The organism is Pantoea folii (assembly GCF_056678875.1).
The window spans coordinates 149,530-174,974 of sequence record NZ_JBWXON010000006.1 but is presented as its reverse complement, the minus strand read 5'-3'; the positions used below and the strand labels follow the sequence as shown (position 1 = coordinate 174,974).

The following is a 25,445-nucleotide window of genomic DNA, read 5'->3' as shown; positions in this document are numbered from 1 at the left end:
CTACGCTCTACACTGGCCGCCATCTAAAGTTAACTGGCATTTATCGGCTGTCATTGCGCTGGAATCTCACTCATATGTACAAGCTTCGTTCGCTATTTACCCCATTTATACTGCTGCTGGTGCTGTTAAGCCCGGCACTGAGCTACGCGGATGACAACACTGCCGCCGCGGCTCAGCAAGAGGACGCCGCACCAAAGGTCAATCCTGCGGTTGAGCTGCCGAAAATGCAGAAAATCCTCGACAAGATTAAAGGCCAGGTGTCAGGCGATACCAATGAGAGCCAGCTCAACCAGCTCAATGAGATGGCGCTGGAGCTATCCGGTAACGCAGAAACTTTAGGCCAGGCGCTGATCCCGCAGCGTCAGCAACTGGATGCGCAGCTAGCGGTACTGGGGCCGGCACCGAAACCGGACAGTGGCGTGAAAGAAACGCCGGAAGTGACGCGCAAACGCGCCTCGCTGGAGAGCCAGAAAAGTAAACTGGACGATCAAATCAAGCAGGCCGATGGCATTAAAAATGGCGCGCTGGTGCTTTCCTCCCAGATCGTCAACCTGCGCCGTGATCAGTTGAAGAGCCAGCTGGCGCTGAACTCTGGTAGCATCCTGGGGCCGCGCTTTTGGGCGCCCATGGTCAGCCGTCAGGATTTAGATGGCGAGAAAATCAGCGACTTTATCGCTGAATTGCAGGACACCGCTGCACTCTCCTGGGAGCCTGGCTGGCGCTTTGGCACTATCGGCTGGTTGATTGCGGCCATGCTGGTGATGACGCTGGGGCGTCGTTACAGCGAAGAGTTTCTCGCCTGGGTGAGCATCCACAAAATGCCGGAAGGGCGTTTGCGCCGTAGTTTCCTGGCGGCAGCGATTGCGCTGACCACCTTGGCCGCGGTGGTGCTGACCTTTAACTTTATCGCGCTGGCGTTTACCCGTCGTGATGAAGTCTCGACTGACGTGCAGGATTTTGTTGAGCGTCTGGTACAACTCAGCGTCTATTGCGGTTTGATCGCCGGTTTGGGCCGAGCTTTCCTGTCGACGCGCCGTCCGAGCTGGCGATTGCCAAGCATCTCCAATGAAGTCGCGCAGGCGCTGAAGCCGTTCCCGCCGATTACCGCTGCGCTGGTGTTTATTTTCCAGACCGCAGAGTCCTTTAACTACAGCGTCGGCACCAGCCTGAACACCACCATCTTCGCCAACGGCCTGACGGCGCTGTTGATTGGTACCACCGGCCTGGCGATTAGCATGCGTACCAACCGCGTGCGCCGTCGCCTGGCGCAAGAGGGGAATCCAGCGGAAGCGCGTCCCACTATCGTTGGGCTGGTTCAGCTGGCGTTGACCCTGACCGCGCTGGCGATTCTGATTTCGTTGATCATCGGTTATGTCACGCTGGCCCGCTTCCTCGGTTATGAGGTGATTTGGTGCGGCATTCTGTTTGGCTCGTTCTACTTCCTCAGCCATTTGATCAATGACGGCTGTGAAAGCCTGTTTTCTACTAACAACGCCACCGGCAAACGTCTGCAGACCTCGTTAAACATTGATGAACGCCATCTGCAGCAGGCGGCTACGCTGCTGGGCGCGATAGGTAAAACCGCACTGATCGGTATTGTGGTGCTGGCGTTGCTAAACGGCACCTTCGCCTCTTCAACGCCGATCGAGCTGATTCAGAAAGTGATTGAGTTCTGGGGCGGCAAAGGGCTGGAGTCGTTGAACATCGTGCCGGCGCATATGGTGAATGCCATTCTGTGTCTGGTGGTGGGCATCTACGTGCTGCGTTCGGTGCGTCGCTGGCTGGATAAAGATTTCCTGCCAAAAACCACCATGGACGTGGGCATGCGCGTGTCGCTGGTGACGCTGTTCAGCAATATAGGCTATGTGCTGATCATTCTGCTGACGCTGTCGATCATGGGCCTGCAGTGGAACAAACTGGCGTGGATCGTCAGTGCCTTGTCGGTCGGTATCGGTTTCGGCTTACAGGAGATCGTGAAGAACTTTATCTCCGGTTTGATTCTGTTAACCGAGCGCCCGGTAAAAGTGGGCGATCTGGTGAGTATCAGCGGCATTGAAGGGGATATTCGCCGTATCAATGTGCGCGCCACCGAGATTCAGCTGAGTGATAAATCCACGGTGATTGTGCCGAACTCACAGTTCATCTCACAGAACGTGCGTAACGCCACCATGGGCAATGCACAGGGTGTTGTGACCATTATGTTGACCTTCCCGCTGGATATTGATCCGGTGCGCGTGCGTGAGATTCTGCTGGAGGTTTACCAGGAGAACGAGCGCATTCTGGACACGCCTGAGCCATCCGTCTCATTCAAGGATTTGACCTCTGCGGGCATCGTGTTGAGCGTCACCGGTAACGTAGCGGGCCAGCGTCAGATCTCCAGCGCTAAGAGTGACCTGCTGTTCGATATTCTGACGCGCCTGCGCAAAGAGGGCATTGTGCTGTCCACACCGCAGACGATGATCATTGAACGTCGAGCCGTGCCAGCGGCCACGCAGGAAGAGGGCGAGCAACTGCCATAATCCATTGGGCGGCTCTCGGGCCGCCCATTAATTTATCAAGCCTTAACCGCCCAACCTTTCTGTTTGCTGGTTTTACCGATCCCCGGATTAAAGGTATTGGTCGGATCGAGCTGACGATAAAACGCCTGCAACTGCGGTTTTGCCTGATACAGATGCCCGACGTTATGCTCAGCCGGATACTCGGCCCCACGTTCGCTGAGGATCGCGAGCATCTTCTCCTTCAACGCATGCGCATCCACGCCTTTCTTCACGATGTAATCCTGGTGGAAGACATGACAGAAGAAGTGGCCGTAATAAAGGCGATGGCTCAGGTCGTTGTCGAACTCGGCGGGTAAGCGCTCAAACCAATCCTGATCGTTACGACGCAGCGCGATATCCAGCGCCAGAATATCTTCCACTTCATCCGCATGCACCGCGTGGTAGCGCACCGCGGCACCGGCAGCGGCGAAGCGATGCAGGAAAGCATGTGCGCCTTCCTTGCCGTCACAGGCAAAGAACTCGCCACCGCCTTCGCGGAAGTATTCGTGCAAATACTCCTGCGCTTCCGCTACGCCTTCACCGGACATTTTCAGCATCAGGTGATGCTCAAACTTATCGCGATACTGCTTCATGCGTTTCGGCAGATGGGCAGGTAGCCAACCGCTGACGCGCTGCAATACGCGATCGGTGAAGTGCGGTTTAACAAAACTCAGCTTACCCAGCCAGGCATCCACCCGACCTTTCATCGTGAAGAACAGTGGCATTTTGTCGGTGCCGAGCTTGTCGATCATCACAAAGGTGTCTTTGCCGTACACTTCGGCGATATCGAAAATGTCGCGGTGCATGTATTCGCCCGCTACCGGTAAGTTTTTAAACTCGGCCAGAATATGGCGGCGCAGATCGCCCAATACCGCCGGATCGTTAGTACCGATATAAAACACCTGCTGCTTCGGTTCGCTGGGGAAGGTATCAAGACGCACGGCGAATACCGCCAGTTTGCCCGCGCAACCCGAAGCCTCGAACAGGCGGCGCTCATCGGCGTTGAAGCGAGCGGGTGTATCCGCATGGATATCACGCACGCGTTCTGCATATTCATGATCTGAAGCATGACGTTCATCCCAGCGCACATCGCTCTGCTGCCAGCGATCGTCATCCAGTCGACCGAGCATCTCTTCCGGCGAGTGGCCGAGATCCATGCCGAGATGATTGACCAGCTTCAGTTTGCCGTCGGCATCAATCTGCGCATAAAGCGCCATTTCGCTGTAGGCCGGGCCGCGTTTGATCAGTGAACCGCCGGAGTTATTACAAATCCCGCCCATGACCGACGCGCCGATACAAGAGGAACCGATCACCGAGTGTGGTTCACGTCCCAGCGGCTTAAGGGCTTTTTCCAGCTGATAAAGGGTGCTGCCAGGGAAGGCCAGAATCTGATTGCCGCCATCAATCAGCTGCAATTTATCGAGGCGCAAAGTACTGATGATCACCACCGGGCGATCGTAATCATTGCCGTTAGGCGTGGAGCCTTCGGTCAGGCCGGTGTTGGCGGCCTGCATCAAAATCACCGCATCGGCCTGCACCAGCGCCTGCAATATCCGCCACAGTTCCAGCAAGGAACCGGGGAACACCACCGCCAGCGCATCGCCTTCACCGGAGCGGAAACCCTTACGATAGCGTGCGGTTTGTTCCGCCTCAGTTAACAGGTGTGAAGGGCCGACGAGGCGGCGCAGTTCAGCCAGCAGTGTAGGGTGTGAGGTGTTGTTATTCATGAACCTGTCCTTGTCGTTAACGTTGCGCATCTACTTTAGCACGCGTCAACGGCATGGTCGCGGTGTGACATCGGTGGCTACCTGCTATCCTGAACTTGTGGCACACTGCCCCGGTTATTTCGATATTGCGCAGTCACTTAAGAGAACCCGACCTGATGAAATGGATTTGCTCTGTTAGCCTCGCTGTTTCCCTTGCCATGCAGCCTGCCTTCGCAGATGACCTGTTTGGCCCCCATCCGATGACTGAACAGGCGCGTGACGCCTTTGTTAACCAGCTGCTCGGCAAAATGACCCTTGATGAAAAAATCGGGCAGATGCGCTTGATCAGCGTGGGGCCAGACACGCCGAAGGAGGCAGTGCGCGACATGATCCAGCACGGTCAGGTTGGCGCAATCTTCAATACCGTCACGCGTCCGGATATTCGCGCGATGCAGGATCAGGTGATGCAACTCAGCCGCCTGAAAATTCCATTGTTCTTCGCTTACGACGTAGTGCACGGTCAGCGTACTATTTTCCCGATACCACTCGGCCTCGCGGCCAGCTGGGATCTGGATGCGATCGGTGAAGTCGGCCGCATCTCCGCTTATGAAGCCGCCGACGATGGTCTCAATATGACCTGGGCGCCGATGGTGGATGTCACGCGCGAACCGCGCTGGGGACGCGTGTCTGAAGGCTTCGGAGAAGACACTTTCCTGTCCTCGCAAATGGGCAGCGCGATGGTGAAATCCATGCAGGGCAAAAGCGCCGCCGACCGTTATTCGATCATGACCAGCGTGAAGCACTTCGCTGCCTATGGCGCAGTGGAGGGCGGACGTGATTACAACACTGTGGATATGAGCCCACAGCGCCTGTTCCAGGATTATCTGCCACCGTACAAAGCTTCGCTGGATGCGGGGAGTGGCGGCGTGATGGTAGCGCTCAACTCCCTCAACGGCACGCCAGCGACGGCGGATGGCTGGTTGCTGAAAGACTTGCTGCGCGGTGAGTGGAAATTCAAAGGCATCACTATCAGCGATCATGGCGCGATCAAAGAGTTGCTGAAGCACGGCGTGGCTAGCGATCCGCAGGATGCGGTGCGTATTGCGCTGAAGTCCGGCATCGATATGAGTATGAGCGATGAGTACTACAGCAAATACTTGCCTGGGTTGGTAAAGAGTGGCGCCGTTACCATGGCTGAGATCGACGATGCCGCGCGTCACGTGCTGAACGTCAAATATGATATGGGCTTGTTTAACGATCCCTACAGCCATTTAGGGCCGAAAGGCAGCGATCCGCAGGACACCAATGCCGAGAGCCGTCTGCATCGTGCCGAAGCGCGTGACGTGGCGCGTAAGAGCATCGTGCTGCTGAAAAACTGGCATGAAACCTTACCGCTGAAAAAAGACGCCACCGTGGCGCTGGTGGGGCCATTGGCCGATAGCCAGCGTGACATTATGGGCAGCTGGTCAGCCGCGGGCGTGGCGAAACAGTCGATTCCGCTGCTGCAGGGTGTACGCAATGCGATGGCGGGCAAAGGCACCGTGCTGTATGCCAAAGGGGCCAACATCACCGATAACAAAGGTATTCAGGACTTTCTCAACCTTTACGAACAGGCGGTTAGCGTGGATAAACGCTCGCCGCAGGAATTGATTGATGAAGCCGTTGCCCAAGCGAAGAAAGCGGATGTCGTGGTCGCCGCTGTGGGTGAAGCGCAGGGGATGGCGCATGAGGCCTCCAGTCGCAGTGACCTGGTGATTCCGCCAAGCCAGCAAAAACTGCTGGCGGCGCTGAAAGCGACCGGTAAGCCGTTGGTGATTGTGTTGATGAACGGTCGTCCGCTGACAGTGGTCAACGAAGATCATATGGCTGATGCGATGCTCGAAACCTGGTTCAGCGGCACCGAAGGGGGGAATGCGATTGCGGACGTGTTGTTTGGCGACTACAACCCATCGGGCAAGCTGCCGATGTCCTTCCCGCGTTCCGTAGGACAGCTTCCGATTTACTACAATCACTTGCCAACCGGGCGTCCGTATAACTTCGCCAAGCCGAACAAGTACACCTCGCACTACTACGATGCGGTGAACGGTCCACTCTATCCGTTTGGTTACGGCCTGAGCTACACCACCTTTACGGTGTCACCAGTGAAGATGTCTGCGAAAACCATGCCGCGCACCGGCACAGTTGACGCGAGCGTTACCGTCACCAACACCGGCAAACGTGATGGTGCCACGGTGGTACAGATGTATCTCAACGATCCGGTGGCCAGCATCAGCCGCCCAGTGCAGGAGCTGCGTGGCTTCAAACGCATCATGCTGAAAGCGGGCGAGTCACAGACCGTAAGCTTTAAGATTGATGTGGATGCACTGAAATTCTGGAATCAAAAAATGCAGCATGTCGCCGAGCCGGGCAAATTCAACGTGATGATTGGCCTCGATTCGGTACGCACCCAAGACGGGCAGTTTGATTATCTGTAAGCGTTAGTTGTCGCCACTTTGTGGAACGGTGCGGTTTGTCGCAGGATGAATCGCACCGTTACCCCTGGCAGTATATGATAGGCCCGAGCTTATTCTGCCAACGGGCATAACCGACAAACGTCATGAACCTCCGCAATCGTATCCAGCAGCAAGTCTTTCGTCTTAACGGCCTCGCACTCAACGAATTCGATATTTCGCAGCCGCTGGGCGATCCGGGTTTGTTTGGTCCTGACCATGTGATCTGGCGCGTGCACGGCGACTTTCCTTCGATGTTATGTGGTGGCATCAGCGCCTTGATGTTGCAAATGCTGCATCCGGCCGCGCTGGCGGGGGTGTGGGATCACTCTAACTTTCGTCAGGACATGCTGGGCCGTCTGCGGCGCACCAGCCAGTTTATCGCCGTCACCACTTTTGGTAACACGGTGGACGCCAATATCCTGATCGAGCGCGTTAAACGCATCCATCTGCGCGTCACCGGTATTGATAACGCCGGGCAACCCTATGCTGCCAGCGATCCGCATCTGCTCACCTGGGTACACGTCGCCGAAACCAGCCGCTTCCTCGCCGCGCATCTGCGCTACAAAAATCCGCAGCTCTCACTGGCCGAGCAGGATCGCTATTACGATGAAGCGGCGCTCATCGCCGAAGCCTTAGGGGCGGAAAAGGTGCCGAAAACGGTGCAGGCGGTGGACGCTTATCTGCAGGCGATGCGCCCGGAACTGATTTGCGATGAACGCACGCTGGAAGTGATGCAGCTATTAATTAATGCACCGGCCCCAAGCTGGCAGGCGAAACCGGCGATGCGGGTGATGCTAAAAGCCGGGATGGGGTTGTTACCGGACTGGGCGCAACAGCAAATTCAGCAGCCGATTAGCCCGCTGACACAGTGGCGCGTGGATAAAGAGATCGCGGTGATTGCCGGTTTGCTGCGCTGGTCGATTCAGCGCGGGGCTTATTCCCGCGCCATGCAACGTATGGGACGCTAACGCTACAAATGCAGCTCGTCCTGCTTTTTGGTGTAGGTGCGCGGTGTGCGGGCTTCACGTTTAAGGGTGAGCTGGCGCTGCTGATAATGATGAAGCAGCATCCCTAATCCCACTCCCAGCAGCGCTAATGGCAGCAAGCTGTAGTAAATGTCGATGGGTAACAACACCAATAGCACCGCACCACCGAGCATAAACGTGAGCGCTGACATCACCCATGTATAGCGAAGAAACAGCCACACTAAAATCGCGAAAATCACGACATCGCGCAGGTTCAAATCGAGGTTTTGCAGCACCATGCTGAGCAGCTCCGCAAGGAGGAATGTGCAGACAATAGCATGCGAGGCGGCAAATGAATCGCGAATTAATTTGAAGTTTGTCAGGGCGTTGTGCTGGCATTCATCAGTCATTCTCACGCTTCCTGACTGCACTTTGAGAGTTTTACCCTTGTGTCACATGGTGCGAGTGCCGATCCTGCTCTATTCTCAGGGAAAATGGATCCCTCAAGGCTTTGTCGAGGCGTTATGACACACCAACCTCTGATTGCTGAGGTGCCAAATCAGCAAAACACACTGACCGCCATCGTCGAACAAGATGCGCGCACGGCCTACTTTTACATCTGGCCCAACGATCTGTTTCGCAGTCAGTATGCGGTGCGCGGCTGCTGGCTGCGCAATCTGTTGCCTGCACCGGCGCGTGAAGATCGTGAAGCGATGGAGCAGGGCATTGCGCCTCTGCTCAGCGCAGAGTATTGCCGCACCTTAGAAGCCGAGCCGATGCTCGACCCTGCCGGTCTACAAATTTTGTGGGAACCGAGTGATGACGGTGCAGCCCTGTGGTATTACGGCCAACTGCTGGCGGTGATCCCCGGCTGGAGTCTGTATCAGGATAAGCAGGTGAGTTTCTCTGCTGGCTGCATCAAAGAGAATCGCCTGACCGCACCGCTCGGATCCGCTTCCACCAATGATTACTATGCACGCGCCGAGCAGCAGCGCCACTTCTGGCGTGACTGGCATGACGGCCATTTATGGGATGTTGTGCAGCATGAGCTGATGCAGTGCTACCAGGCGCAGTTTGGTGAGTCGGTAAAGTATTACGCTATCGATCAAGGGAGCTGGCCGCCAATGGCCATTTCTCAGCACTGGCACAATGGCGTGTGGGTTTTTCTCACGCTGGGTATGGGGATTCGGCCCATGCCGCAGGTGGATTACCTGTTTGATGAGCTGGCCCCGCAGTACCGACGTGTTGAGCTGGCGATGGCAGTAAACGGTGAAGTGATGACCGAAGCCAATGCGGTGCAGATGGCCAGCGCGCTGGCGGAATTCGCGCACTTGCCGTGGGCGCGGCTGACGTGGATTGGCGAAGGGCACACGCTGGCATCGGAAGTGGCGCCGGTGGGCTTCGAGAGTTTCTTGCTGGCCAATGGCTTAGCACCGGAAGTTGCCCAGTTCCGACTGCCCAAGCGCGATGGTGATCGTCCGAATCTGCTGTGGGCGACACCGATCACCGAAGCGGAACGTCAGTTTGCTCAGGCCGATGACCGCGGTGGACAACAGCTGCTGCAGCGCTTGCAGGCGGAAGGCAACGACCATGTATTTCGGCCGCGTCAGGAAGTGGTGGAGCCACCGCAATAGCCCGCTCTGCGGGCGGTTGCCCGCACTCTGATGAGTAAGCGCAACGTTAGTCACCCTCCTAATGATCACCTAAATCAACTATTTGCATTTTTGTGATCTTGCTCACCTCAAGTTCCTCTGTAACACGCCGTTAACCTCGATCAGGCAACTCGCCAACCAGGGTAAGGGCACACTGATGTTAAAAACTACACAATCTCGTTTTACCGCGACGCTGGTCGCATTTTTCGTAGTCCTGATGCTGGTTACCGTGGTGGTGATCAATCAGTTTATCGCTCCGCAGTTGACGCAAAACGAAAGCCGTCTGGTGCGTTATGAAGTGGACGGCCTGGCAGGACGCATCGTTGAACAGATGAACCGCGTGCAGGCGCAGCAGCGTGCCATCACCGAAGCCGCAGGCGTAATGGACAGCGCGGCAATTGATACCTTGCTGCCTGCGCTGGTGAACCAGTATCAGGACAGCAACGTGTTTGGCGGCGGTATCTGGCCACTGCCTAATCGCCGCGATCCGGCGAAGGAAAAAGACAGTTCGTTCTTCGCCCGTAACGCCAGCAACCAGTTACAGGTCAACACTTACTGGAACTCGGATGCGGCCGACAAATACTGGGAGCAGCCGTGGTACAAAGACGGTATGGCCGCGGCCAAAGGGCAATGTGCCTGGGCTAAAGCCTATCAGGATGCGGCCAGCCCGCAGCCGCGTACCAACTGTGCGATGGCGATTTATCGTGATGGCACGGTGTGGGGGGTATCAACCATCGACGTAACGCTCGGTTTCTTCAACCAACTGGCGAAACAGATGGGCGACGCCATTCACGGACGTGTGTTGATCGTTGAAGCGGATGGCAAAGTGGTGGGCAACGCCGCACTGCTGGAAGGTGCACCGAAGCTGGAAAATCTCGCGGATACGCAGCTGCCGATGGCGGGTGCGCTGAAAAGTCTGCTGAGCCAGGCAGGTAATCAGCCTACGCAAACCACCTTTGAAGGCGAAGATGGCGAGCACACGCTGTTCCTGCAGGCGATCGCCGGTAGTCCGTGGTATCTCGCCAGCGATGTGCCGTCCAGTTTGCTGGATGCGCAAACCCACAGCATGCTGACTCGCCTGGGCCTGGTGCAGATCCCGCTGGCGGTGATCCTGCTGCTGGTGCTGCTCGGCTTTGTGCGCGCCATGATGAAACGTCTTAGCCTGCTGAACCGCAATATCGAAGCCCTGTCGACCGGCGGCGCGGATTTAACCCAGCGTCTGCCTGCCAGCAACAGCCCGGAATTTAACGCGGTGGCGCAGAGCTTTAACCAGTTTATTGAGTATCTGCAGGGGCTGATGCGTCAGGTCGGCGACAGCGCACTGGCGATTACCTCTGCCTCGCGTGAAATTGCCAGCGGCAATGCCGATCTGTCTGCGCGTACTGAATCGCAGGCGAGTTCGATTGTCGAAACCGCCGCGTCAATGGAAGAGCTGACCGGCACGGTACGTCAGAACGCCGACAATGCTACCCACGCCAATCAGCTGGCGGACGGTGCCTCGCAGGTGGCGGCGCGCGGAACGGACGTGGTGCGTCAGGTGGTCACCACCATGGGTGCGATTAATCACTCATCCCGTAAAGTGGTGGATATCATCAGCGTGATTGACAGCATCGCCTTCCAGACCAATATCCTCGCACTTAACGCGGCGGTGGAAGCGGCCCGAGCGGGTGAGCAGGGGCGTGGATTTGCCGTGGTGGCGTCAGAAGTGCGAAATCTGGCGCAGCGCTCAGCTAACTCAGCGCGTGAGATCAAGAAGTTGATTGAGGAGTCGGTGGCCAATATCGATACCGGCAGCCAACTGGTGGAACAAGCCGGTCAAACCATGGATGAGCTGATGCAGGGCGTGAGCAGCGTGACTACTTTGATGAGCGAAATCATGTCTGCTAGTCGTGAGCAGAGTATGGGGATTGAGCAGGTTAACCTGGCAATCACGCAGCTGGATGGCAGCACCCAGCAGAATGCCGCGCTGGTTGAGCAGGTGTCGGCTGCCGCGCGCGCCATGGAAGAGCAGAGCGTGCAGCTGGAGCTGGTGGTGCAGAGCTTTAAGTTGTAAGGCTGGCTTAGAGCAGGCCGCTAAACGACAGGTGATAACGCAATCTGGTGCCGCTCAGGGGCCGGCGGTCCTCGCGCCGCTGACGCGGTACCCTCACGTCATTCGTCCGCCTTACGGACCGGCTGGGATGGAACATCCCTGTTCCAGCCCAGCCTTTCGACCGCATCCATGCGGTCTCTCCTGGCAGACTCACTCTGTTCGGCGCTGCGGATTGCCTGCCCCTGAGCGGCACCAGCCTGCTTCTGAGCTTAGGTGTGGTTTGTTAGAAAAGGCTATGTGCTTGAGGCTTGAACGGATCGGTAATTCAAAAGGTTTAGCATCAGCGCTGAGGTTTTGATGTTGGGCTTGGGTGCACAGGCACGATGCGCTGATGACGTGCGTTTCTGCTTTGGGGCATCTCACGGAAACGCGTTGCGGATCTCTTCACGCGCGGCATGGCGAGTGGCATTCGCCACCGTGCCGCGATCCACCAGTTTCCCCTGCAACAACAGATTGTAAATCGACGACTGCGGACGATTGAGGCGATTCTGGATCAGCTGGATTGCCTCATAACCCAGTTCACGGCACGGCACCGCAAAGCCGGTGATGGGCATCTCTGGCGATCCTTCCAGCCGGCTGGCTAGATCCGTGGTCATCAGCGAAATATCTTCGGGAATGCGCAAGCCGCGTGACAGCAGTGCATTCTGCACGCCGGTAATAATGCCTTTGCCGCCGGGCAAAATCACATCAGGCCACTGATCGCGTGGGTGCGTATCCAGCCAGTGATTCAGTGCGATCTCGGTGTCCTGCGAGGAGTAGGCTTCGATGACGATCAAATCCTGCTGGGCATTAAACGGCATATGAAAATGGCGGTAGGCGTCTTTGATCCCTTCCAGACGCAAAAACAGCGTCTCACGTCGCAGGCAGGTCACGGTCAACACCCGGCGGTGGCCTTGCTCAAACAGATGCTGCATAGCGCTGAAACCAATCGCCCGATGATCGGGTGACACCGCATCCAGCCGCATATCTTTATCACGAGAGTTAATCAGCACACAGGGTTTACCGAGTGACGCCGCCAGACTGAAGATCGCTTGATCGTCGGTGCCGATAATGATGATGGCGCTGATGTTTTTTGCTGCGGCTTTTTCCAGAAACAGCTTCACATCGGCGCGCTGTTCCTCCAGTGGGCAATAGCTGATATGCACATCATGCGATGCGCAGGCCTCGGCGATTCCACGCGTCACCTCATGGTAAAAATGATCGCCACGCGGCGTGAAAGTGCGCCCTGGGGCAAACACCACAATCTCATTGATCAGCAGGCGACCACTCACCATTTCCTGCAATACACCTAGCCTGCGCGCGCAGTCGACTATCGCCTCACGCGCTTTTTCGCTGGTGTAGGATTTGCCGCTCAACACGCGTGAAACCGTACTCACCGAGTAGCCGGTGATTGCTGAAATTTCATCCATTCTGAGCTTGCCAGCCATAGTGTGATCCCCATCCCAATCAATTTTTGCAAATTTTTGCAGACGCAGTGGACTGATATTAAGGCGCTTTTACATTTGGTTCACAAACTCATGCCTTGCTCTGCGAGCATTCTCACAAAAACAGATTGTCCGACCCGCAGCACTTTTTTATGTTCCTCGCAGACACCTCAACAGCGGTTATCGGCGGAGAATCTCGATGTTAAAAATTGCGATAGTGGGCATGGGCAATATTGCCAATTCACATATCCAGGCGTTTCTGCAGTTTCCTGAGCGCGGCAGAATTGTCGCGGTAGCGGACGTGTATCCTGAAAAAGCGCGGGAGAAATTGCAGCGCTACGGCCTGCACGATGTGCGGGTTTACCAGGATCACCGCGAGATGCTGGCCGAGGGCGCAGATATCGACGTGGTCGACGTCTGTACGCCGCCTTATGTGCATGCGGAAAACACCATTGCGGCCCTGCAGGCGGGCAAGCATGTGCTGTGCGAAAAGCCTATGGCGGCCTCGCTGGAAGAGTGCGATGCGATGATTGCTGCGCAAAAAGCCAGTGGCAAAATTCTGTCAGTGGTGGCGCAGAACCGCTTCACCGACGCGTTCTGGCAGTTGAAAGCGGCAGTAGATTCGGGCCTGGCGGGCAAAATTTGCCACGCGCAAATCGATTCATTCTGGTGGCGTGGCCATTCGTACTACGACCTGTGGTGGCGCGGCACCTGGGAGAAAGAGGGCGGCGGCTGCACGCTTAACCATGCGGTACACCACATCGATGCGATGCAATGGATGCTCGGTGCGCCCAGTGAAGTGGTGGCGATGATCGGCAACGTGGCGCATGACAATGCCGAAGTGGAAGACCTCAGCGCCGCGATTTTCCGCTACCCCAACGGCACGCTGGCGCAGTTGACCGCTTCCGTTGTGCATCACGGTGAAGATCAGAAAATCGTGCTGCAGGGAGAAAAAGCGCGTCTCTCGGCACCGTGGAAAGCGGTCGCCATGCAGGCGGCAGATAATGGCTTCCCGGAAAAAGAGAACAATCTGGTGCTGGAGCAGGAGCTGGATCGCTTTCATGCCAGCACGGCACCGCTCACCTGGACACTGCACGCCGGACAGGTCGATGACTTCTTCTCGGCGATTGAGAAACAGCGTGTGCCGTTGATTGACGGCGAGCAGGGCAAACGCTCGCTGGAGTTGATTACCGCCATCTACAAATCGGCCATCACCAAAAGCATTGTGTCGTTACCGATCCCCAAAGAGGATGCTTTTTATCGCACTGGCGGGCTGATCGCTCATGCGCCGCACTTCTATGAAAAACAGGCTTCGGTAGACAACTTCGCCGATGTTGATGACATCCCATTGGGTAAAAACTTTGCGTGAGGAAACAACCATGAATAAGCAGGATGGCATGAACTACGCGCCGAAAGGCAAACCACAGCCGGTGGTGCAGCCGGGGGAATTTATCATTGCGGCGGCAGGACTGGATCACGGCCACATTTACGGCATGTGCAATGGCCTGACCGAGGCCGGAGCCACGCTGAAGTGGGTATACGATCCCGATCCCGCCAAAGTCGATAAGTTTGTGCAGCAGTTCCCGCAGGTGCAGATCGCCGATTCGCTGGAGACCATTCTGGCCGATGCGCAGGTACAACTGGTGGCAGGCGCGGCGATTCCCTCGGAACGCTGTGCGCTGGGGCTGAAAGTGATGGCAGCGGGCAAGGATTACTTCACGGATAAAGCCCCGCTCACCAGCCTGGAACAGCTGGAAGACGCCAAAGCGATGTGCGCTAAAACCGGGCGCAAATATGCGGTGTATTACAGCGAACGTCTGCACGTGGAGAGCGCGGTGTTTGCCGGGCAATTGGTGGAAAAAGGGGCTATCGGGCAGGTGGTACAAACCCTTGGCACGGGTCCACATCGTGAAGGCACCGGACGGCCCGACTGGTTCTATCAGCGTCGCTATTTCGGCGGCATCCTGTGTGACATCGGCAGCCATCAAATTGAGCAATTCCTCTACTACACCGGCAACAGCGACGCCACGGTGGTGGCGAGCCAGGTGCGGAATTTCCGCCATCCACAGCACCCGCAATTTGAGGACTTTGGCGATGCGATGCTGGCGGGCGAGAACGGCGCCACTGGCTACTTCCGCTGCGACTGGTTTACGCCGGATGGCTTATCCACCTGGGGGGATGGGCGCATGACGCTGCTCGGTACCGACGGTTATATCGAGATCCGCAAATACACCGATCTCACACGTGGCGAGCAGGATGTGGTGTATCTGGTGAACAAAGAAGGAGAGTTCCGCTATGCCGTTTCCGGCGAAGTCGGCTTCCCGTTCTTTGGACAGCTCATCAATGACTGTCTCCATCGTACAGAGCACGCCATGACGCAAGCCCATGCCTTTAAGGCGGCGGAACTCTGTGTCAAAGCGCAGATGCTAGCCAATGCGGGATAGCATCCCGGCCCTATAAGTTGATTTCCAATTCTGTTGATAACAACGGCGGTAGGGCATAGCACCTTGCCGCTATTACATACCCTACCAGAACAGGAATCGGATCGATGGTTAAACCTACAGAACGTCGCGTCGGTTATGGCGTCGCGATCGGCTACGGCCTGACGGATCTCTTTGGCGGCGGTGCCTTTGCGGTGATTGGCACCTGGTTGCTGTTTTTCTATACCACCTACTGCGGATTATCGGTGTTTGAAGCGGGCTCGATATTTGCCATCGCCCGCGTCATCGATGCGATATTAAGTCCGATCATGGGCTACATTACTGACAACTTCGGCAATACCTGGCTGGGGCGAAAATTTGGCCGCCGCCGTTTCTTCCTGCTGATCTCCTCTCCCTTAATGCTGCTGTATGGCGCGCTGTGGGTGACGGATATGGGCTACTGGTACTATCTCGGCACTTATCTCACCATCGAACTGCTGTCGGCAATGGTGCTGGTGCCGTGGGAAACCTTGTCCTCGGAGATGACCAATCGCTTTAGCGAGCGCACGCGTCTTTCGGGCGTGCGCCTGATGTTCTCAGCGCTTGGCAGTTTCCTTGCCGTCTCAGTGCCGGGCATCATCATGACCTATACCGGCAAAGACAACGCCATTACCTATACGCTGACCGGCGTCATCTTCTCGGTGATTTACTGCGTGGCGGTGTTTATTACCTGGTTGACCACCTGGGAGGCCAAAGATATTCAGCCGGAAGAGGATGTGGCGCAACATTCGGCGCGCCAGGGGAGCCTGAAGGCCCACCTAAAGTATCTGTTTGTCGATTTGGCATCGTCATTCAAAATCAAAGCCTTTCGTCAGCATCTGCTGATTTATATCTGCTCCTTCACCGCGATGGATGCCTTTCTGGCGGTGTTCACCTATTTCGTGATCTACGGCCTGAAGCAGGATGCCTCACTGGCTTCACTGCTGCTAAGTAACATGATGTTTATGTCGATTCCCGGCACTTTCATTTTCATGATGCTGCTTGGCCGCTTTAATATGACGCCCTCCAACGCGCTGCGTATGTCCTACCTGAGTATCGTCGCTATCTTCCTGTTCCTGTTTGCGGTTTATCTGTGGCAATGGCAGGTGCCCACGCTGCTGTTCAGCGCAGTCTTTCTGTTTTTGGGCATCGTGCGCGCCGGGCTGTTTTACATTCCGTGGAACATCTACAGCTTTATTCCCGATATTGATGAGATGGTGACCTGTAAGCGGCGTGAAGGGATATTTGCTGGTGTCATGGTGTTGACGCGTAAAAGTTCGGTGGCCATCGCCATTTTCATGATTGGCATCGTGCTGCAGGAGAGTGGTTTTGTGAAAGGCAACGGTGCGCAACCGGAGAGCGCCATCCATGCGATTGTCGGGTTGATGGTGTTTGTCACCACGGCACTGCTGGCGGCGAGCTTCTGGCTGACCTTTAAATTCAAACTGACGCAGCGTAGCCATAAGTTGCTAATCAAAGAGGTGGCGCGCCGCAAACTGGGTGGCACGGCAAGAAGTTGCGATGCTGAAACGCGTGTGGTGATTAAAGATCTCACTGGCTATGAATATGATGAAGTGTGGGGCGCAAGCCGGCATACAACTGCCCGCGATACGACAATCGAATCCGAGCTAAAACTGAAGGGGCGGCTTTAAGCGCGAATGCCTGTCAGGTAATCACTCAGTCAAATCAGGCTGCCCTTTAAGAGGGGGCCGCCTTATCTGTGCGCATAGGCGGAATTGAGCGGTCAGAGCGTGGCGACGACAGACTCAAGGCGGCCCGGGACTGTGCACGCCTCCGCATACTGGCTGATAACGATGACGACTTTATAGCGCCCATGGTTGGCCGATTTGAATTCTACATCCTGAGTCGTTACCGCTTTGTCTGATGACTGCTAAGCTTAAATTTCTCTACTTAAGCGCACGGAATGTGCGCGATTTCCTCAGTTTCAGTCTTTGAGGTTGTGTACAATAGCTGAGAATTATCTGAAGGAGTTGTCATGCCCGCCATTGAAGTTATTCTCGTCGACCACCTCGATCGTCCCACCGGCAAGATGGAAAAGCTGGAAGTACATGAGAAAGGATTGCTGCATCGTGCGGTGACGGTCTACGTGTTCAATTCGCGCCATGAACTGTTGCTGCAACGTCGTGCTAACGGTAAATATCACTGTGGCGGCTTGTGGAGCAACACCTGCTGCGGCCACCCTTATCCGCAGGAATCGACCCGGGATGCCGCTGAACGTCGCTTGCGTGAAGAGATGGGGATGCAAGTAGCGCTGACGCCAGTGTTCGAACTGAGCTACAACCTGCCATTAAGCAACGGTCTGACCGAGCACGAGTATGGCCATGTGTTCTTCGCCACCAGTGATATTGAACCCAACCTGAATCCGGAAGAAGCGGATGCCTGGTGTTATCGCTCGATTGAGCAGATTCAGCAGGAGATGCAGGATCAGCCCGAACAATTTACGCCCTGGTTCCTGCACACCTTCCCGCGCATTCCCCATACGTTCGGCGATTTCCGCCTGACCGCATAAAAAACGCCCCTTAACGGGGCGTTGTTGTCTTAAGTGAAGTCTTCCGCATCCACATCGTAGCCTGAGGGCTCCCAGCGGATCGCCAGCAGCGCCAGCAAGCCAATCAGCGGGGCGAGGAAAATCACCCAGAATACGCCGGTGCCGAATGCCGCCACCAGTAGTGGGAACAGGAACAGCGACACGGTTGAACTGCCGCGCATCAGCGTCTGGTTAAAACCAACCCCCACGCCGCGCAGTGAAGCAGGGTAGCTCAGCGAGGCAAAGGTCATGGTGTGTGAGCCCGGGCCAAACCCCTGACCAAACAGGAACAGCGCCAGCATCGCAATCGCCAGTGCCGCTTGTTCACCGCCTTCCGGGCGACCAATCAGCGCTAACCCCAGAAGGGCAATGCACTGACAGCTGTAACCCGCCACCGACATCTTCCACGCGCCGAGACGCGGCACCAGACGCACGGCCAGCAAGCCACCCACGAAAGCGAACAGCAGATTCAACGCCAGCGACACCAAAATAGTGGTCAGCATCGATTGCGCAAAGAAGCTGGAGATGATCACCGGCAGGCCAAAGGCCACCGCGTTGTAGGCGAACGAAGAGGCGATGGAGGTGACGGTCGCCAGAATAGTACGACGACGATAAACCCCCTGTAGCAGCGCGCCATAGTTACGCCAGCTGGCTTTGCGCACCGGCTTGGCCTGCGTCAGTTCGGCATCTTCCGCGACATGGGCATTGATGTTGTAGGAGCGCTGCAGGATCTGCGCGGCGCCGTGCAGGTTGCCCTGATTGGCCGCCCACACTGGAGACTCACTCATATAACGGCTGCGAATGGCAATAATCAGCAGCGCAGGTACCGCGCCGAAGCCGAGGATCAGTCGCCACAACCAGTCGGTGTGACTTTCCGGCAGTACCGCATACAGCAGCAGCACCAGCAGATAGGAAATACTGATTGCCGCATACCAGGTGGGACACCACATTGCCACGCTGGCGGCCTTATTCCCTTGCCCGCGCAGTTTAGAAAACTCGGCAAGAAACGCCATGGCGACAGGAAGATCGATGCCCACGCCCAATCCCATCACAAAGCGTGCACCGCCCAACACGTATTCGTTCGGGGCAAAGGCGCAGGCCAGCGCTGCAACCACAAAGAAGAACATATCCGCCATAAACACGCGGTAGCGGCCAATTTTATCGGTGAGATAACCGCCAATCAGCGCACCCACAATCGCGCCGAAGGTAATCGCGGAGGCCACCATCCCGGTGCCGGTCGGCGTCAGGTTAAATTCGCGCGTGACATCTTTGATACCAAAGGCCAGTGCACCGAGGTCATAGGCATCGAGGAACACACCGCCAAGGGCGATGGCCACCACGATGCGCGCATTGCTGCGAGACTCGTTGCTGTTATTCACGAGATTCGATACGTCAGCCGCGCTGCGAATCCATTTGGTTTCGCCAGTCGGCGTATTCCCTTCCAGCGCCACGTGCGCCGGAGAAGCTAAGTCGGACATGATGTTATGTATTTTATTGTAAAGAGTGGGACTATGAGAATAAGCCTGTACTTACGCATTAAAAATTCCATTTGGTTATAAGTCCTGCGAATGGGTTATAAGAAATGCGCATTAAATAGCAGAAAAAGCTCGAACTGAGGCGCTTGACCGCCCCCATCCTGTTTCGCCAGGCTACGCTTGATAGTCACAGACTGAAAACATAAGCAGAGGACAGCGGCATGATTAAGCAGGGTTTATTGGGGATGATCGCATTAGCGATGAGTGTGGGCGCTGCGAATGCGGCCGATCCGGTCAAGGTCGGTTCAAAGATTGATACCGAAGGTTCGCTGCTGGGCAATATCATCCTGCAGGTGCTGGACAAACACGGGGTAAAAACCGTCAACAAAATCCAGCTCGGCACCACCCAGGTGGTACGCGGGGCCATCACTGCGGGCGAGTTGGATATTTATCCGGAATACACCGGTAATGGCGCGTTCTTCTTTAACGATGAGAAAGACACGGCCTGGAAAAATGCGCAGCAGGGCTATGAGAAGGTGAAAAAGCTCGATGCGGATAAAAATCATCTGGTGTGGTTAACCCCTGCGCCCGCCAACAATACCTGGACCATCGCGGTGCGCGGCGATGTGGCACAGAAAAATAACCTTAACTCCCTCGACGATCTCAGCGCCTACCTGAAAAAGGGCGGCACCTTCAAGCTGGCGGCCTCAGCCGAATTTATCGAACGCAGCGATGCGCTACCGGCATTTGAAAAAGCCTACAACTTCAAGCTGGATCAGTCTCAGCTGCTGTCGCTGGCGGGCGGTGATACGGCGGTAACCATCAAGGCGGCGGCGCAGCAAACCTCCGGCGTCAACGCAGCCATGGCCTATGGCACCGATGGCCCGGTGGCCGCGCTCGGTTTGCAAACCCTGACCGATCCCAAAGGCGTCCAGCCAATTTATGCCCCTGCGCCAGTGATTCGGGAAAGCGTGCTGAAACAGTATCCGGAGATCGGCAACTGGTTGCAGCCGGTGTTCAGCAAGCTGGATGAGAAAACCCTGCAACAACTCAATGCGCAGATTGCGGTTGATGGTCAGGATGCCAGCCAGGTGGCGAAACAGTGGCTACAGCAGAATAAGTTGCTGTAAGCGGTGCCGTTACTGTTATCGAGACCGCGCCAGCAGCCGGTGCTGCTGGTGCTAACGCTGCTGATCACTTGCGCGCTATTGGCTTTGCCGTTACTCAGTTTCGCCGCCAATCGCCTGGTGTCCGGACAGCCGCTGATGCTGTGGCAGGTGACGCAGTCCTGGCTGCTGTTGTTGCCGTTACTGTGGCTATGGCAAGGATTGTGGTGGAAGCCCCGGCGTCGCAATCTGGTGATGGCCTTGCTGGATGCCGAGATACTGTTTGCGCTGCTGGTGTTTATTGGCGGGCAGACGGCGGCGCAGCTGGCTAACAGCGGCAGCCCGCTGGCACGCACGGCCTTTGGCAGCGGTTTATGGTGTGCCGCGGCGTTGGCGCTGTTACTGGCAGCCGAGGCCATCCGCCAGCTGACAACCAGCACCCCGTGGCGAATTCTGCTGAATCTGCAAATCTGGATTGTTCCGCTGCTGTTATTGCTCAGCGGTCACCTCGACCACCTCTCCCTGATGAAAGAGTATGCCAACCGCACGGCAGTATTTGATGCCGCCTTCAGCCAGCATCTGCTGTTGCTGGTTGGCACGCTGTTGCCGACGGTATTCATTGGTTTGCCGCTCGGCCTGGTGATTGCCCGACGACCGCGCTGGCAAAGTGCCGCTTTCAGCGTACTCAACCTGATCCAGACTGTGCCTTCCGTGGCGCTGTTTGGTCTGCTGATTGCGCCGCTGGCAGGGCTGGTGGCTCACTTCCCGGTGCTGGCAAGTTGGGGCATCAGCGGTATTGGTCTGGCTCCGGCGCTGATTGCGCTGGTGCTGTATGCGCTGCTGCCGCTGGTGCGCAGCGTGGTGGCGGGGTTGCAGCAGGTGCCGCAGGAGGTACGGGAAACCGCGCGCGGTATGGGCATGAGCGCGATGCAACAGTTCTGGCACGCCGAACTCCCGCTGGCGCTGCCAGTATGGCTCTCGGGCTTGCGTGTGGTGGTGGTGCAAACCATTGGACTGGCGGTGGTCGCGGCGCTGATTGGTGCCGGTGGCTTTGGCGCCATTGTATTTCAGGGATTACTCAGCAGCGCACTGGATTTGGTGTTGCTGGGCGTGATTCCGGTGGTGGCGCTGGCGGTGGTGTTTGATGCCGCATTGCGTTTACTGTCGGCACTACTGGAGAGAACCGATGATTGAGTTTCACCAGGTAAGCAAAATGTTTGCGGGCAAAGCAGCGGTGCGCGATCTCACTTTGCATATTGAGAAGGGCAGTTTCACCGTGCTGATCGGCACCTCCGGCTCGGGCAAATCCACCACGCTGAAAATGATCAACCGGCTGGTGGAGCATGACAGCGGCGAAATCCGCTTTGCCGGTGAACCGATTGAACGCATGGATGCACGTGCGCTGCGGCGGCGTATTGGCTATGCCATCCAGTCGATTGGCCTGTTCCCGCACTGGAACGTGGCAAAGAACATTGCCACGGTACCGTCACTGCTCGGCTGGCCGCAGGCAAAAATTCAACAGCGCGTAGAGGAGCTGCTGGCGCTGCTCAATCTGGATACGCATCTGGCGACGCGTTTTCCCCATCAACTTTCCGGCGGACAACAGCAGCGGGTTGGCGTGGCGCGCGCGCTGGCTGCCGATCCCGAATTGTTGCTGATGGATGAGCCCTTTGGCGCGCTCGATCCGGTGAACCGTCAGGCGCTGCAACAGGAGATGCTGCGTATTCAGAAGCTGTCAGGACGCACGGTGGTGCTGGTGACGCACGACATCGACGAAGCGCTGACGCTGGCGGATCAACTGGTGCTGATGGACGGCGGTGAAATCGTGCAGCAAGGCAAGCCGATTGAGTTGCTGACGCAGCCTGCCACGGATTTCGCCCGCGAATTCTTTGGCCGCAGCGAGCTTGGCGTGCGACTGCTGGCATTGGGACGTGCTGGCAGCGCCGCGCGGCGCGGCGAGTGGCTGGACGGTGAGCCAATAGCCGCGCACCTGACGCTGCGCGAGGCGCTGTCTCAGTTTATCGCTCGGCGCACCGACAAACTGCCGGTGATCGATCAACATCAACAGCCGTTGGGTGTCCTGCACTTTAGCGATCTGCTGCGCCAGCGGGAGGCAATCTGATGCGTGTCTGGCGCGATCCACTGTACTGGCTGCTGGCGGTGTTTCTGCTGCTGCTGTGGGGGTTGCCGCACAGCGGACCGCTGTTTGCCCACTGGTTCCCGCAGCTGGAACGTCCGCTGTATCAGCAAGAGAGCTTCTGGCGGCTGGCCCTCGCACATCTGTCATTGGTGATCAGCGGCAGCGCACTGGCGATTATTTTTGGCGTAGGCAGTGGTGTTTTTGCGACGCGACGCGCCGGGCGGGCGTTCAGGCCGTTACTGGAGACGCTGGCGGCAGCGGGGCAGACCTTCCCACCGGTAGCGGTGCTGGCGATAGCCGTGCCGGTGATGGGCTTTGGCGCGACACCGGCCATCATAGCGCTGTTTCTTTACGGGCTGTTGCCGATTTTGCAGGGAACGCTGGCAGGTTTAGACAGCGTGCCGGACAGCAACCGGGAAATTGCCGTGGGGCTGGGCATGGGGCCATGGCGGCGCTTATGGCAGATTGAGCTGGCGCTGGCCGCACCGGTGATCATGGCAGGGGTGCGTACCTCGGTGATGATCAGCATCGGCACCGCGACCATCGCGTCGACAGTGGGCGCAGAAAGCCTGGGATCGCCGGTGATTATCGGACTGAGCGGCTTTAACACCGCCTATGTGATTCAGGGGGCGCTGCTGGTCGCCCTGTTGGCACTGATTTGCGACCGCGTGTTAGAACGCGTGCAACGTCAACTCAGTGGCTGGGAAGGATAAGACTGTAGCCCACCAGCATCATGCCGCCCATGCCACCAATGGCCATCACGGCAAACAGGGAGCCAATGAGAATTTTATTCCAGTTCATAAGGGAAACCTGAGAAAAGTCATGGAGTGCGGCATGATAACGCGCACACCCGGCAAGGCAAAGGCCGTGTGTGCGATTTTTTGTCAGGCGGGATCATGAATATGGGTGGCAAACCCTTGTGCCTGCCAGTGTTCAAACTGCTCCAGCTGCCGACGCGTCGGTTTTTTACCGGTCCAGATAAACAGATTCTGACCGGGGAACAGCTCAGGACGCGGCATATCCAGCGGCTCGGCTAAGACATCCATACGCCAGCCCTGCTGCGACAAGCGCCAGGCTTCCAGCCACAGGCGAGTGCGATCTTCCACGCCCCAGCCAATCATCAATGCATCTTTGCCGGCTTTTTTACGGCCGCCCGCCAGGCAAAACGCCACGTAATCAATCAGCGCGCCATCCAGCAGGCTGCACATGGTACGGGCGGTATGTTGATCCAGTCCCAGGCGCTGGCGCACCGGGACAAACACGTGATCGATCAGCGCATCCACTGGATGTTCGCGGCCAATGGTGGCAATTTTGGTGCGCAATTTAGCCGGACGAACGTGACGCAGCACGCTCATCAGTTCTTCCTGCAGCGCGGTCCAGCCATCGTGCACATTAACGGTTTGGCCTTCCAGCAGGGCTTTCACCTTGCCAACAGGCACACCGCTTTCTATCCAACGCTTGATCTCCTCAATGCGCTGAACATCTTCATCATCAAACTGGCGATGACCGCCTTCTGTACGCTGGGGTTTTAATAAACCGTAACGGCGCTGCCAGGCGCGTAGTGTTACTGGGTTGATTCCACAGCGTTCGGCAACATCGCCGATACTGTATAAGGCCATGGCGTCCTCGAAAATTCTGACCTGCATTACAACACCTTAACCGCCACGCCTATGTTGTACAACTCTTTTGTTTCTGTACAACTTGACGTTTTGCGCAATATCAGGTGATATCTCACTTGTGAGATTTATTTCCCATAAATGAGAGGTGGACATGTCTGTACCGGATACCGAAGATCGATTGGCCGCGCGTTTAGCCGAATTGCGGGTGCAACGTGGCTGGTCACTGGACGAACTGGCGATGGCTACCGGCATCAGTCGGGCTTCATTGTCGCGCATTGAACGGGCGGAGACCAGCCCCACAGCCGCTTTGCTTAACCGACTGTGTGTCGCCTATGGCTTGACCATGTCGCGCCTGTTGAGTGAAGTGGAAGAGGAAGCCGCGCTGCTGCTGAAAGCGAGCGACCAGAGCGTTTGGCGCGACGATGCCAGCGGTTATTTGCGTCGCAGTGTCTCGCCGCCCGCCAGCCATTTCAAGGCCGAGCTGGTTGAGAGCGTGTTGCAACCCGGCGCGCGCATCGATTATGACGCGCCGCCGGTACAGGGGCTGGAACAGCATATCTGGCTGCAATCCGGCGAGCTGACGTTCACCATGGACGATCAACGCTGGACATTGCAGGCGGGGGATTGCCTGCGTTTTCATCTCACCGGCAAATCATCATTCCAGGCGCATCCTGAAGGCGGCGCACGTTACATTCTGGTGGTGTGCAAACCATGATTGAAATTGAACAGTTAAGTGCCACTCAGGCACAGCCCCTGCTAGCCGCGTTGACCGAGGTGCTGCAGGGTTGCGTGGCTGACGGGGCCAGCGTCGGTTTTATTGATGCCGACGATCGCGCAGCGATGGAACGCTTCTGGCAGGATAAAATCTACAGCCTGGCAAGCGGCGATAATCAGCTGCTGGTGGCGCGGCAGCAGGGTGTGATTGTTGCGACGGTAATGGTCGGGTTTAGCGCCATGCCGAATGGGCGTCATCGCGCGGAGATCAGTAAATTGCTGGTGCATCCCGCTGCTCGTCGCCAGGGAATTGCGCGTCGACTGATGCAGCAGGCTGAGCAACTCGCGTTTGAGCAGGGCAAAACGCTGCTGGTGCTGGATACGCGCAGCGGCGATGTGGCCACGGATCTCTATCTATCGCTGGACTGGCAAATCGCGGGCTCCATTCCGTTGTACGCTGAATCGACGGAAGGGGCGCTAGATGCCACCACGGTGATGTATAAAGTGGTGGGATGA

20 protein-coding genes are annotated in these 25,445 nt (G+C 56.8%); 15 read left to right on the top strand and 5 right to left on the bottom strand.

Translation table 11 applies throughout. The annotated features are described in order from the left end of the window. The first annotated feature begins 74 nt into the window (after positions 1-74). Complete coding sequence (locus AC1MDE_RS09755; protein WP_479414685.1) at positions 75-2,519, top strand: DUF3772 domain-containing protein; 2,445 nt, start codon at positions 75-77, stop codon at positions 2,517-2,519. A gap of 35 nt (positions 2,520-2,554) precedes the next feature. Here the strand turns inward: AC1MDE_RS09755 and dld are convergent, their stop codons facing one another. Then, positions 2,555-4,264 (bottom strand): D-lactate dehydrogenase, encoded by a 1,710-nt coding sequence (gene dld / locus AC1MDE_RS09750; protein WP_058961591.1) that lies wholly within the window; start codon positions 4,262-4,264, stop codon positions 2,555-2,557. A 155-nt stretch (positions 4,265-4,419) separates the two neighbouring features. Here dld and bglX point away from each other — a divergent pair, with 155 nt between their 5' ends. Next, on the top strand, positions 4,420-6,717 hold the full coding sequence (gene bglX / locus AC1MDE_RS09745; protein ID WP_097117354.1) for a beta-glucosidase BglX: 2,298 nt from the start codon (positions 4,420-4,422) through the stop codon (positions 6,715-6,717). A 122-nt stretch (positions 6,718-6,839) separates the two neighbouring features. Continuing rightward, positions 6,840-7,703, top strand: coding sequence for an oxygenase MpaB family protein (locus tag AC1MDE_RS09740; protein ID WP_211728127.1), 864 nt, complete (start codon positions 6,840-6,842; stop codon positions 7,701-7,703). Between the two features lie 2 nt (positions 7,704-7,705). Here the strand turns inward: AC1MDE_RS09740 and AC1MDE_RS09735 are convergent, their stop codons facing one another. After that, the gene (locus tag AC1MDE_RS09735) at positions 7,706-8,110 is read right to left on the bottom strand and encodes a hypothetical protein (protein ID WP_249221618.1); all 405 of its coding nucleotides are present in this window, start codon (positions 8,108-8,110) and stop codon (positions 7,706-7,708) included. A gap of 114 nt (positions 8,111-8,224) precedes the next feature. Here AC1MDE_RS09735 and AC1MDE_RS09730 point away from each other — a divergent pair, with 114 nt between their 5' ends. Both AC1MDE_RS09730 and AC1MDE_RS09725 read left to right on the top strand, forming a co-directional pair. Then, positions 8,225-9,334: a suppressor of fused domain protein gene (locus AC1MDE_RS09730; protein ID WP_479398141.1), complete on the top strand. Its 1,110-nt coding sequence runs from the start codon at positions 8,225-8,227 to the stop codon at positions 9,332-9,334. 175 nt (positions 9,335-9,509) lie between these two features. After that, the gene (locus tag AC1MDE_RS09725) at positions 9,510-11,405 is read left to right on the top strand and encodes a methyl-accepting chemotaxis protein (RefSeq protein ID WP_479398142.1); all 1,896 of its coding nucleotides are present in this window, start codon (positions 9,510-9,512) and stop codon (positions 11,403-11,405) included. A gap of 398 nt (positions 11,406-11,803) precedes the next feature. On the opposite strand, the gene AC1MDE_RS09720 is transcribed toward AC1MDE_RS09725, so the two are convergent. Next, positions 11,804-12,871, bottom strand: a complete 1,068-nt coding sequence (locus AC1MDE_RS09720) for a LacI family DNA-binding transcriptional regulator (protein WP_479401049.1) — start codon at positions 12,869-12,871, stop codon at positions 11,804-11,806. 196 nt (positions 12,872-13,067) lie between these two features. Here AC1MDE_RS09720 and AC1MDE_RS09715 point away from each other — a divergent pair, with 196 nt between their 5' ends. The 4 genes from AC1MDE_RS09715 (at position 13,068) to idi (ending at position 17,857) form a co-directional block, all read left to right on the top strand. Then, positions 13,068-14,237 carry a Gfo/Idh/MocA family protein gene (locus AC1MDE_RS09715; protein ID WP_480344516.1) on the top strand — a complete coding sequence of 390 codons (1,170 nt, stop codon included), beginning with the start codon at positions 13,068-13,070 and terminating at the stop codon, positions 14,235-14,237. A 10-nt stretch (positions 14,238-14,247) separates the two neighbouring features. Beyond that, positions 14,248-15,312, top strand: a complete 1,065-nt coding sequence (locus tag AC1MDE_RS09710) for a Gfo/Idh/MocA family protein (protein WP_480344515.1) — start codon at positions 14,248-14,250, stop codon at positions 15,310-15,312. 104 nt (positions 15,313-15,416) lie between these two features. Next, positions 15,417-16,979 carry an MFS transporter gene (locus AC1MDE_RS09705; RefSeq protein WP_480344514.1) on the top strand — a complete coding sequence of 521 codons (1,563 nt, stop codon included), beginning with the start codon at positions 15,417-15,419 and terminating at the stop codon, positions 16,977-16,979. A 344-nt stretch (positions 16,980-17,323) separates the two neighbouring features. Further along, on the top strand, positions 17,324-17,857 hold the full coding sequence (idi, locus tag AC1MDE_RS09700) for an isopentenyl-diphosphate Delta-isomerase (RefSeq protein WP_058961584.1): 534 nt from the start codon (positions 17,324-17,326) through the stop codon (positions 17,855-17,857). A 29-nt stretch (positions 17,858-17,886) separates the two neighbouring features. Here the strand turns inward: idi and AC1MDE_RS09695 are convergent, their stop codons facing one another. Beyond that, positions 17,887-19,353 (bottom strand): MFS transporter, encoded by a 1,467-nt coding sequence (locus tag AC1MDE_RS09695; RefSeq protein ID WP_480344513.1) that lies wholly within the window; start codon positions 19,351-19,353, stop codon positions 17,887-17,889. A gap of 218 nt (positions 19,354-19,571) precedes the next feature. Here AC1MDE_RS09695 and osmF point away from each other — a divergent pair, with 218 nt between their 5' ends. The 4 genes from osmF to AC1MDE_RS09675 are packed head-to-tail and all read left to right on the top strand — an operon-like array spanning position 19,572 to position 23,309. Further along, positions 19,572-20,480 carry a glycine betaine ABC transporter substrate-binding protein OsmF gene (gene osmF, locus AC1MDE_RS09690; RefSeq protein ID WP_058961582.1) on the top strand — a complete coding sequence of 303 codons (909 nt, stop codon included), beginning with the start codon at positions 19,572-19,574 and terminating at the stop codon, positions 20,478-20,480. A 3-nt stretch (positions 20,481-20,483) separates the two neighbouring features. Beyond that, positions 20,484-21,650 (top strand): ABC transporter permease, encoded by a 1,167-nt coding sequence (locus tag AC1MDE_RS09685; RefSeq protein ID WP_480344512.1) that lies wholly within the window; start codon positions 20,484-20,486, stop codon positions 21,648-21,650. Beyond that, entirely contained in the window at positions 21,643-22,578 is a 936-nt protein-coding gene (locus AC1MDE_RS09680; RefSeq protein ID WP_058961580.1) for an ABC transporter ATP-binding protein, read from the top strand. Before AC1MDE_RS09685 ends, AC1MDE_RS09680 begins: the two co-directional genes overlap by 8 nt. After that, positions 22,578-23,309 (top strand): ABC transporter permease, encoded by a 732-nt coding sequence (locus AC1MDE_RS09675; RefSeq protein ID WP_058961579.1) that lies wholly within the window; start codon positions 22,578-22,580, stop codon positions 23,307-23,309. The genes AC1MDE_RS09680 and AC1MDE_RS09675 overlap by 1 nt, the downstream gene beginning before the upstream one ends. 171 nt (positions 23,310-23,480) lie before the next feature. Here AC1MDE_RS09675 and AC1MDE_RS09670 read toward each other — a convergent pair whose 3' ends face one another. Continuing rightward, positions 23,481-24,215, bottom strand: a complete 735-nt coding sequence (locus AC1MDE_RS09670) for a MerR family transcriptional regulator (protein WP_058961622.1) — start codon at positions 24,213-24,215, stop codon at positions 23,481-23,483. Between the two features lie 151 nt (positions 24,216-24,366). Between AC1MDE_RS09670 and AC1MDE_RS09665 the strand changes: the two genes are divergently transcribed. Both AC1MDE_RS09665 and AC1MDE_RS09660 read left to right on the top strand, forming a co-directional pair. After that, entirely contained in the window at positions 24,367-24,930 is a 564-nt protein-coding gene (locus tag AC1MDE_RS09665) for a helix-turn-helix domain-containing protein (RefSeq protein WP_058961578.1), read from the top strand. Next, on the top strand, positions 24,927-25,445 hold the full coding sequence (locus AC1MDE_RS09660; RefSeq protein ID WP_479398147.1) for an N-acetyltransferase family protein: 519 nt from the start codon (positions 24,927-24,929) through the stop codon (positions 25,443-25,445). The genes AC1MDE_RS09665 and AC1MDE_RS09660 overlap by 4 nt, the downstream gene beginning before the upstream one ends.